Raw genomic sequence first — 11797 nt, forward strand, 5'->3', positions numbered from 1 at the left:
AAAAATACCCGGATAATATACTTGAATAGCTAGGTTAATTTATGGGAGTTTTTGCTTCTATAGGAAAGAGAGGAGATGCGTCCTTAAGGACTTCTGTCAGTCTCTTTTTCACCTGTTGGAAGACACTCGCCCAATCGCCTGGACTTGTTTGGCGGAACAATCGCATGGTGGGATACCAAGGGGTATCTTGGCGCTCTAAAAGCCAACGCCAGTCGGGGACAAAAGGCAGCAAAACCCACACTGGTTTACCCATCGCTCCTGCTAAATGAGCTACGGCTGTATCAACGGTAATGACTAAATCTAACTGCTCAATTGCACAAGCGGTATCCACAAAATCTTTGAGTAGCGGACTGAGATCGCAAACGCGCTGATAATTTAACCAAGGCTGAATTTGGGAAGCATCTTCTCCCACTTGCAGACTATAGAGAGATATATCCCCCAAATTAAGCAAGTCTATAAACAACTCAGGTGTACAGGTTTTTTGGCGATAAAGTTGGGCGTTGAGCTTACCAGTTGCCCAGACAATCCCAATGCGGTACGAATGGGATAAGGGGAGAATACAGCCGCGCAATGGGTGAGGTGGAAAAATGTAGGGCGTACAGTTGGGAATCGTATCTAGACTCGTTTTGAAAATACGGGGCAAGCTCATCAAAGAAACATGGAAATCGTAGTTATAAACATTACACTGGCTTGATTCTACGACCTCAAATTGTCCTTTTAGGCATTCCCGAAATAGAGAAACTAATGCAGGATCGGTACTGAGGATAACTCTTGCACCTTGCTCTCGCAACTTTGGGGCATAACGGACAAACTGAATGGCATCTCCCAGTCCTTGTTCGTTTCCGAGGACGATGGATTTACCCTCAAGTGGCGCTCCATCCCACATCGGGACTTTAAGTTGTTTGAAATTGTTAAATTGTTGGGTTTTAAAGCGCCATTCATACTCTAAAAGACCTTGCTGAAAATCACCAAGCAATAGCAATGCGAGTCCCCTACTTAAATGAGCATCAACATAGTTGGAATTAAGTTGAATCGCTTGCTCGAAGCACTGGATGGCTTTAGTCAATTGCCCTCGATCTTTGTAGACACGACCGAGATTATAGTGAGCTACAGCACAGTCGGGTTGAAATTGAATCGCTTTTTGGTAGGATGCGATCGCTAGCTCAAACTCTCCTTTCAATTGATGAGCAATGCCAGAGTTGAGCAGGGCTTCAGGCAATTTACCTTGTTTCTTGTCAGCTATGCCTAAGTCGATAGGATTTGGGTTTGAATAAAAGTAAGCCAGGATATTTTTATGATGTTTTTCAAAAAAGTAAGCTGGCTTTTCAGAACTCAGGTATTTCCAAGCGGCATGAAGTCCTACCGAATCAGGAGAAAACCAGGTTTCTGTCACAAAGTTTCGCGCCACTTCCAATAGACCAGAATTGGTCTCTAGATCCTTGTATACGTGGTAAGAAAAATACAAATCTTCAGGACAATCGCTGCGCTCTGGATATCGGCGACAAATATCGAGCATAACTTGTCTATTACGAATTGACAAGCCTCCATTTCCAAAACCTACTGGACATCGTTCTTTGACTGGGAAACTTACATTTCGAGTAATTTCATAGCTATCCCGTTGCACTGGGAATCTGCGATCGCCGTCGAAATGAAAGAAATAAAATTGTTCTTGAATGTCTTCTTGTAACCAGGGAGCGCCCAGATAAGGATACTCAAAGAAACGAGGGTCTAGAGGTTCTGTCAGTATGGTATCAGTTTGAAAAATTAATAGTTTTTCGGCGGGAATCTTTTCCCAAAATGATTGGGTTTTCAGCAATCTTGAATAACCCATGTTTTCTAGGTTAGATACTTCAGGCAAAATAACGATTCTGACATTCTCAATATCTTTGACAATCTCTTGAACAAAATCAACATTAGACGCCGAACAAAAAATTTGTAACCCCACTTCATCGGGCGTCAATAGAAGGGTATTTTTAATCGCAAAAGCTAGCAGCGGATGGGCGCGATTCTCAACAATAACAGCCATATACTGACTTTCTTTTGGCAGAGAGCGAGGCGGCCAATCTTTCAAATATTTTTCATAAATATATTGACAATGCCACTCAAAATGCTGAGTCCGATAATCGACGCAACAGTCGAGGACTTTTGGTAGCTGCGCCTGCTTATAGGCAATCCTTAGATTTAATTTTGCTTGGGCAAATTCAGGTTGGAGTCGAAGTGCTTTTTGGTAACACTTGATTGCTGGCTGAAACTGCCCTTGTTCTTGGTAAGCATTGCCAAGGTTGCTGTAGAAAGTAGCCGCTTCTGGCTGCAATTCAATCGCCCGATTGATGCGTTCAATCGCAGTTTGATATTGTCCTTGTTGAGATGCAATAACGCCTAACAGATGCCACGCATCCGCATGATTTGGTTGCCATTGCAGCACTTGTTGATAGCAAACTTCTGCTGCTGGCAATTGCCCAGATTGATGATATTTGATTCCCAATTCGATTTGCTGTTGAATTTGGTCAGAAATTGTCTGTTCGGAACCCTCCGGATTGACCGTTTCAACTAGGGATCGATCGCAAAAACGCCGCCACATCGCCCGGTAAGCGTCTTCTAAAGAACGGGCAATTAAACTAGCATTGGTCAGGGGTGCTGCTTGCATCCGGTGGCGTAGTTTAGCTCGCAGTTCTGGCAATTGTTCTTGATTATTAGCCAAATCAACTGCTTTTTGAATGTATTCTTCAGATGATGCAGCAATCAGCGTTTCTAAACCAACTGAAGAAAGCAAACTAACCCCAACCCGCGAGACATGGGTTTGTCCCGCTTGGGTAATTACCGGCACACCCATCCACATCGCTTCACAGGTAGTAGTTGTGCCGTGATAAGGAAACGTATCTAAAGCAATATCGACCTGATTATACAGATCTAAATGTTGAGTTTGATTGGCTAACCAACCGATGAGTTGGACGCGATCGCGCTCAATCCCGTATTGTTGAAATAGTCCATGCACATAAGCACAATTGTCAGAATCAACTAGCGGTTTAGATTTGATGATCAGGCGGCTGTTAGGCACAGATTGAAGAATTTTCGCCCAACAACCAATCAATTCTGGATTGACCTTTGCTAAGTTATTAAAACAGCCAAAAGTAATCTGATTGCTTTTCAACACAGGTGGTGGACTGATATCGGGACAATTGCTAGCAGGAAGATAGCACAAAAAACCGTGGGGTAAACGCACCAATTGTTCGGTGTGTAGATGTTCCGTCTCTCCCTGTGGATCTGCCCAAGTATCAGTCAGGCGATAATCAATCGTATCGAGTCCAGTCGTGCTGGGATAGCCAAGATAAGTGACTTGCACGGGTGCAGGTTTGCGGGCAAATACTAGCAGCCGATTGTCCATAGTATGACCAGACAAATCGACCAGAATGTCAATTTTATCTTGGCGGATTCGTTCAGCAACTTGCGCGTCGTTCAGCGTATAAATCTCGCGCCAGCCATCAGCAAGTTGCCGCAATCTTTGCGTTGTAGCATCGATAGTTGAGTTGTTGGCGTAGCAGATAACCTCGAAATCGCGCTCGTTGCGATTAGCAAGCAAGGGTTCAAAGAAATAGGCAACCGAATGAGTTTTAAAATCCCCCGAAACGTAGCCAATTCGCAGGCGACGTTCTGGAGTGAGATTATTATCGTAAGGCGCAATATTTTCTGCTAATAATTTTGCATGACGTTCAGCCCATTTGCGGTGTTCCGCATAAATCTCTGATGGCTCATAGTCGCAACTGTAATACAACAAGCTGAACATCAAATCGTGGTGAGCCACAGCATAATTCGGCTCGATTTGCAAGGCGCGTTGGTAAGATTGCACCGCTTCTCTGGGTTTAACTTGCTTTGAGAAAATTCGGCCCAATTGGCAGTAGGCATCAGCATAGTTTGGTTGCAGTTGAATCGCTTTTTGACAGCAAGCGATCGCTTGGGTTAACTGCGTCTGTTTATCATAGGTAATGCTGAGATTTAAGTAAGCTTCAGCATAGTTTGGTTGCAGTTGAATCGCTTGCTGATAAGATGCGATCGCTTCCGGCAATTTCCCACTTTCTTGGTAAACCAAACCAATATTGTTATACGCTTTAAAAAAGTTAGGTTCAAGTTGGATTACCTTTTGATAGCAATCCAATGCTCGCTCAAATTGACGAAGCTTCTGATAGACACTACCAAGACTATTATAAAAATTGGCAGCATTTGAATTTAGCTCAATTGCTCGATTAATCTGTTCTATCGCCGTTAAATATTCCTCCTGTTGGTAGGCGATAACCCCCAACAAATGCCAAGCATCTGCACGCTTTGGTTGCCACTGCAACACTTGCTGATAACAAGCTTGTGCCTCGGTCAATTTTCCCGCTTGGTGATGCGCGATGCCTAAATCAAGCTGCTGTTCAATCAAATGTGCCGATAGCTGAATATCTCTTGTGGGATGGGCATCCTGCCCGTCCGCTGCTAGCTGAATATCTCTTGTGGGATGGGCATCCTGCCCGTTTGCTGCTAGCTGAATATCTCTTGTGGGATGGGCATCCTGCCCGTTTGCTGCTAGCTGAATATCTCTTGTGGGATGGGCATCCTGCCCGTTTGCTACTATTTCTGCCACAGGTTTAACATCTTTCTGAACAACATTTAAGAGAAAATCTTCCAAAGCTCTAATCGGTTTAAGATCCCCATACAACTTATGCTTATTTTCAGCAATTTTCCTGGATATAAATTGGCGATATTGGGAATCTTGACCCAGACGAACTGCAATTTTGACATACTCATCTTTGCTCGTCGCAATTGTCTGTTCAATCCCCATCATTTTAAGGATAGCCAGCGTATGCCGCCCCCTCATCAAGTCACCTGGCAACGTCACGATAGGAATATTATAAGCAGTGGATTCCATCGTCGTATTGTTACCCGACCAACCAATGCTATCGAGGAAAACCTCTGCGATCGCACTCACGCCAGCATAGGTGCTACCATCCAAATAAGGCAAAAAGATACAATAGTCTTGATAATCCAGTCCAAACTCCTCAAAAGCGCCGCTCAGACGCTGACGAAAGACTTCGGTTACATATTTACCTTTTCTGTACTCAATAAATACAAACTTAGCCCTAGTAACCTCCTGAGCAATTCTGGGAAAAACATCATCATGTTGCGGCAAATATTTCTGTAAAGTTTGACAGCACCAAAACATAATGTCATCATTTTTCAGCCCGATATCCGCCTTACCGATCGCTTTCAGCGGCATCTCTAAGGGTGTATAATGAATCGCTAAATTCGGCAATCTGACTAACTTTTCACTATAGTGTTCTTGACCATTTTCTGGTTCCATTAAGTCGCTACTCAAATGATAATCAATCGTTGGCATTCCGCTGGTTTCAGGATGCCCCCAGGATGTGGCTTGAATTGGAGCCAATCTTAAGCAACCCAACTTCAGCGTTATTGGTTCCATTCCCAGTTCAGGAAAAATCAGGACGTGTAATTTGTCTTGTGCAATCCTCTCACACCATTTGTCTACAGACAGATTTTCCTGAATAAATTTGTCAAAAAATTGAGCCGCCCTAGCTGTTTCCTCATCCTGTTTCCAGCCAGTATGATAGCCAAATAATTCAAACCGATTTCTATCCAAATTTTCCACCCAACCTTTAAGCGGAATTTTCCAAACAGAATGGCGATAAAAACATCCCGAAACAAATCCCACTCGCACTTTTTCATGGGTTGGGGTTGCTAACGCAGGAAGAGGCAGAGATTGCGACCATTGAGGATAACGACTTGACATCAGCTGACAAATCATTTGCCCATAAATCTGCTGCAAATCCCGGTCATTTAAACCTTGATAAGCTAAAAAGTAGGGCTGTAATGAACCAACCGCATCAGCCGCATTTTCTCGTTCTTTTTGTGAAGCTGTTTGATAGAAACGAGCTAGACTTTCAAGATGTTGCTGATAGCGTTCTCGTCTGAGATTAATTTCATCAAAATTGGTATAAATTATGGGCAACTGACTCATACAAATGCCGAATTTAGCATGGGCATAGTCAGGCTTAAATTGTAAGGCGCGTTGGTAGGACTCAATCGCTGCTTCTAACTTACCTTGGTCTTGCAGCGCCAGACCTAAATTGTAATGAACATGGGCAGAGTCCGGTTTGAATTCAAGGGCGCGTTGGTACGATGCGATCGCTGCCTCTAGCTCACCTTTGTCTTGTAGCGCCAGTCCTAAATTGTAATGGGCATTCGTATAGTCTGGTTTCAATTCTAGGGCGCGTTGGTAGGATGCGATCGCTGCCTCTAACTTCCTTTGCGCTTTGAGGACATTTCCCAGATTATTGTGCGCTTCTGGCAAATTAGGATTGAGATTTATTGCCTGCTGATAAGAATCAATCGCTGCTGCTAAATGCCCTTGCTCTTGCCAAACATTTCCCAAATTAAGATGCACTTCAGAAGCGTTAGGATTGAGTTGTAGGGCGCGTTGATAGGATTGAACTGCTGCTGCTAAATTCCCTTGCCCTTGAAAGGCAAGACCCAAATGATTGTAGAATCCAGCATTTCCTGATTTCTGCTTAATTGCTCGTTGAATGAGTTCTATTGCAGTTAAATATTCTTGCTGTTGGTAGGCGATGACACCCAACAAATGCCAAGCATCTGCATCATTAGGTTGCCACTGCAACACCTGTTGATAACAAGCTTCTGCCGCTTGCAATTGTCCAGATTGATGATATTGGATTCCCAATCGAATCTGCTGCTGAATTTTGGTAGGATTTATTTGTGGAGGAGCGATCGCATCCCCTCTTTCCCGCTGACCGGCAGAATTGCGACTGTGGGAATTAGACTTTTTCTTAGATTTTTTCCCCTCGGCTTTGCTCATCGCAATCTTGTTAGTATCGATCTGCTTGAACGCTTTACCCTTAGTCTGAATCGTACCAGAAAATGCTTTAACTGCTTCCACAGCAAAAATAGGAGATTGTCCTTTTAGCACCTCTGCAAGTTTCTCCTTTACTTGCTGGAAGACACTCCCCCAATCTCCCAAACTCGGTTGGCGGAATAACCGCATTGTCGGATACCAAGGACTAACCTGACAATGTAACTGCCAGCGCCAATCCGGTATAAAAGGTAATAAAACCCATACAGGTTTACCCATCGCGCCTGCCAAATGCGCCACAGCAGTATCTATAGTAATAACTAAATCCAACTGCTCAATCAAGCAAACAGTATCAACAAAATCGCGAATTAAATGGCTCAAATCCCAGACGCGCCGATCTTGAAGAGGACGCGGTGACGCGGTGACACGGTGACGCGGTGACATCCCATCTCTAAAGCCAGGGGATTCGAGCAATGTAGAATTTTCTTCTTCTCTACGAATAAATTCGGGAGGCTCAAACCAGATGCTCTGATCTTGAGAAAGGTCGCGCAGAGCGTCTCCCTTTCTCCGCGTCTGGGCGTCTTCTTGGTCAAGCCAAGGCTGAATTTTAACAGCATCTACTCCCACTTGCAGACTATAAAGCGTTACATCGCCAACATCAAGCAAATCAATAAACCAATCAGGAGAACAGGACTTCTTAAGGTAATCAGGATTTTTAATTTGCCCTGCCCAAACAATGCCAATGCGGTAACCAGAAGATGAGGGTATAACACAATCAGAACGCAGTGAATCAGGGGTAAAAATATAAGGAACAGAGTTAGGAATAGTATCTAAATTAGTTTGAAAAATCCCTGGCAAACTCATCATCGAAGCTTGGCAGTCATAAGCATAGATATCGCAATTGTTTTTTTCTATCACCTCAACTTCGCCTGCCAAACATTCCCGAAACAGAGAAACCAAAGCCGGATGAGTGCAGAGAGTAACCAATCCTCCCTGCTTTTGCAGCTGCTGGGCATAGCGAACAAACTGAATCTCATCCCCCAATCCTTGTTCGTTCCAGAGAACTATAGATTTGCCCTCAATCTCAGAACCATCCCACATCGTAGTTTTAGGTTTAAACCGGCTGATTATTTGGGTTTCAAATCGCCATTCATACTCTAAAAAACCCGACTGCAACTCACCTAACAAAAGTAATGCGTGTCCCCGATTGTAATGAGCATCGGCATAGTCAGGTTGGAGTTTAATTGCTTTGTCAAAACAATCGATAGCTGCCTCTAACTGCCCTTGTTCCTTATAGACATTACCCAGATTGCTATAAGCTGAAGTATATTCAGGTTGGAGTTGAATTGCTTTAAGGAAACAATCGATAGCTGCCTGAAACTGCCCTTGTTCCTTATAGACATTACCCAGATTGTTATAAGCTGGAGCATAATCAGCCTCAAATTGAATTGCTTTGAGGAAACAATCAATAGCTGCTTGAAACTGTTCCTGTTCTAAATAGAGATTACCCAAATTATTATAAGCCGCAGTATAGTCAGGTTTGACTTGAATTGCCTGCTGATAATGCTGTAGCGCCTTAATCCAATTTCCTTGATTTTGATAGATAATCCCCAAATTATAATGAGCATGAACGTGATGCGGTTCTTCTTGCAGCACTGCTTGAAAACAAACTGAAGCTGCTTGCACTTCCCCTTTCTGATAATGCTCGATACCTAATTGAAACTGATTTTGAATTTGATCCGGGTCTGTTGTTGACATAACAATCTTATAGCAGTTTGCAACTTGGTGAAATACAAACCCCCAGTAGGGGCACGGCATCAAAAGTCTTTTGGTGAGCAATAAATCTTATCTATGCCGTGCCCCTACGGCGTGGTCAAAAGAATTGAAAACCGCTGTATTCATCTGTGTACCCGAAAGAAGGCTAGCGCCAACATCTGTGTTCATCTGTGTTCATCTGTGTTCATCTGTGGTTAAAACCTCCTATTGATAACAAGCGTTTCACAAAGCAGATTACCCGTGAAACGCTTGTTTTAGACGAGATTCGGATCGGATGGAACTTAGGCAAAGCCTCTATTTGTAGGGTGCGTAAGCGTTGCGCGTAACGCACCACCCATCATATTTGATGTCTCTGCCTAAATCCTATGGAATTTGCTGATTCTACCCAACTTCAGGCAGAATCAGCGCACCTCAAATTAGAACAGCGAGCGCCCAGAAAGCGAATTGGGGAATGGATCTTTGAACAGATTTTTATCCTCTAAATCCAACGGCAGATGCCGTTCCCCAACACCTAGAGTTTCACCCATCGCATCGTGGTCGTAACCCAGGATATGCCCGAACTCGTGAGTCACAGCCGAAAAGAGATCGACGCGGTTGGAAGCGACGCCATCAAGCGATCCAGACCAGCCATAACCACTTGCATCATCATCGATCGTCACCATTGAGCCATCAGTCGTGCCCAATACCGAGCCACCCAGATCGCCAATCAGCACATCGGTGTTCTTCAGTTTGTTCAGACTTTGTGAGTCTGCACCTTGTTTCGCCCAGTAATCAATCGCCGCATCCACAACTGGCGCAAGTTCCGCTTGAGTCAGCCTCGAACCACCAACCGTTGGAGTACCTTGGAGCTTCAGCGGGAATTTGTACTGCAAGGTGATTCCTTTGGAGTCCGTCTCCTCAAAGAAGCCGTCATTGCCGACATCGGTCTGGAAATTGTACTTCACCGTCGGATTCGACGTGCCCACATTGATGCCCTTCACAGTTGACGTGTCGTATTTCACCCCAATTACATATAGAGAGCCTATTGTCGCGGGTATGAAATCGACTGTCACGTCGCCGTTCTGAATCTTGATCTGATTGTTGTTCAGTTGTTGCTGTACGCAGGTATCAGCGGCGTCGATGATGCCATTGTTGTTGACATCGGTGACCCGATAGAGCTTGACGTCGTTCTTGGTGGCGTCGAAATTCCATCGGTTAACGTTACTACTACTGTTGTTCTGGTCGATGAAGACGGTGAGTGGGTCGGGCGCAGTACCCGCATCTGGGCCATCAAACCCCTTGATGGTGTTTGAAAGACCCGTGTAGTAGAAGAACACGCCTGGGTTCGTTTGGTTAATCAAACCGCCTTGGGTACTGTATTGGACGACTCCCCCCTGAGAGGCATAGAACTGGCTGAAGTCAGGTGCCGTACCTTGGATGTACTGGTCACAGGTCACCCCTGTGGGAGCAATTTGACCGACATCAGCAGTGCCAAAGTAAGAACTGGAGTCAGTCTTGGTGACTGTAGTACCGCCGATGCTACCACTCGCCGTACCGATGTTGTTGTAGCTACCAGCCACAGCGGTGCCAGAGGCTGTATAGCTCCAACTTTCACCGGGATTCAACTTGCCATCGTTGTTGGTATCCCCACTCACGTAAGTCGCGTTGAAGTCGTCAGCCGTATTAGTCGTCGTGCCGTTGTTATCCTTGACAAAGACGTTGGAGAGACTCACGTTACCCGGATTGGTCACCGTGTATCGCCAACTGATAGGCTGACCTGCTACAACACCAGTCAATCCGTCGCCTGTTTGAGTTCCGTAAACCGTCACCTTGTCGATATTGATGGCAGGATTCTGCTTAACCGGCACCGAGGTGGAAGCGCTTTCAGACGGCGTTTGGGTACTATCGGCGGTGGCAGTATTGAGCAGATTGCCGCCAGCATCGAGATTAGCTTGAGTGACGGTGTAGGAACCTGTATAAGTCCAGGTTTCGTTCACATCCAGCTTGCTGTCGCTGTCGGTGTCGCCGCTGGCTAAGCTGAGATTGCTGATGCGTGGGTCGCTAACGGTTACGCCAGTCAGGGTGGTGTTGCCGTTGTTGTCCACCGTAATCGCATACCGGACAACATCTCCAACTTGGTCAACAGTCGTGCCACCAGCAGTGCCATTGGGATTGGTGATGCTGCTAACAGTCTTAGTAATGTCCAGGTCAGGTCGCTGAGTCACCGGCACCGAAGTAGAAGCGCTTTCAGAACCTGTTTGAGTACTATCCGCTGTGGCGGTGTTGAGAATGTTACCACCGTTGTCGATGTCAGCTTGAGTGACGGTGTAGGAACCTGTATAAGTCCAGGTTTCGTTCACATCCAGCTTGCTGTCGCTGTCGGTGTCGCCGCTGGCTAAGCTGAGATTGCTGATGCGTGGGTCGCTAACGGTTACGCCAGTCAGGGTGGTGTTGCCGTTGTTGTCCACCACGATGCTGTAGTTAATTACATCAAGAGCGGCATCGACTGCGGTTGCACCATCTGCTACGGTCGCTGTCTTAGTAATGTCCAGGTCAGGTCGCTGAGTCACCGGCACCGAGGTGGAAGCACTTTCAGAACCTGTTTGAGTACTATCCGCTGTGGCGGTGTTGAGAATGTTACCACCGTTGTCGATGTCAGCTTGGGTGACGGTGTAGGAACCGGTGTAAGTCCAGGTTTCGTTGACATCCAATTGGCTATCGCTGTCGCTGTCGCCACTAGGCCCGGTGAGGGTGCCCAATTTCGGGTCGCTGACAGTTACACCCGTCAGGGTTTGGTTGCCGTTGTTATCTACAACGATGCTGTAGCTGATGACTTCGCCCACCACATCGGCGGTGCCACCGGGTACGGAGGCTGTCTTGGTGATGTTGAGGTCTGGTTTCTGCTCAACGGGAACCGAAGTAGAAGCACTTTCAGAACCTGTTTGAGTACTATCCGCCGTTGCGGTGTTCAGGATGTTACCGCCATTGTCAATATCAGCTTGAGTGACGGTGTAGGCACCTGTATAAGTCCAGGTTTCGTTCACATCCAATTTGCTATCGCTGTCGCTGTCGCCACTAGGTCCGGTGAGGGTGCCCAATTTCGGGTCGCTGACAGTTACACCCGTCAGGGTTTGGTTGCCGTTGTTATCTACAACGATGCTGTAGCTGATGACTTCGCCC

Annotated in this window: 3 protein-coding genes; 1 reads left to right on the top strand and 2 read right to left on the bottom strand. The window is 45.7% G+C overall.

What is annotated here, in order from left to right; genetic code table 11:
• Positions 1 to 34 precede the first annotated feature (34 nt).
• Positions 35 to 8680 (bottom strand): DUF5672 family protein, encoded by an 8646-nt coding sequence (locus tag MiSe_RS34865; RefSeq protein WP_226588837.1) that lies wholly within the window; start codon positions 8678 to 8680, stop codon positions 35 to 37.
• A gap of 33 nt (positions 8681 to 8713) precedes the next feature.
• Between MiSe_RS34865 and MiSe_RS51405 the strand changes: the two genes are divergently transcribed.
• Positions 8714 to 8836, top strand: coding sequence for a hypothetical protein (locus MiSe_RS51405; RefSeq protein WP_264196760.1), 123 nt, complete (start codon positions 8714 to 8716; stop codon positions 8834 to 8836).
• Between the two features lie 218 nt (positions 8837 to 9054).
• On the opposite strand, the gene MiSe_RS34870 is transcribed toward MiSe_RS51405, so the two are convergent.
• Positions 9055 to 11797 (bottom strand): CLIPPER-2 domain-containing protein (locus MiSe_RS34870; protein WP_226588838.1); only part of this gene is annotated, 2743 nt, incomplete at its 5' end.

This window comes from Microseira wollei NIES-4236, from assembly GCF_020521235.1.
Lineage (GTDB): Bacteria > Cyanobacteriota > Cyanobacteriia > Cyanobacteriales > Aerosakkonemataceae > Microseira > Microseira wollei.

Coding starts and splice junctions, on each gene's coding strand:
- MiSe_RS51405 (WP_264196760.1), top strand. CDS start 8,714: ATGCCGTGCCCCTACGGCGTGGTCAAAAGAATTGAAAACCGCTGTATT.
- MiSe_RS34865 (WP_226588837.1), bottom strand. CDS start 8,680: ATGCCGTGCCCCTACTGGGGGTTTGTATTTCACCAAGTTGCAAACTGC.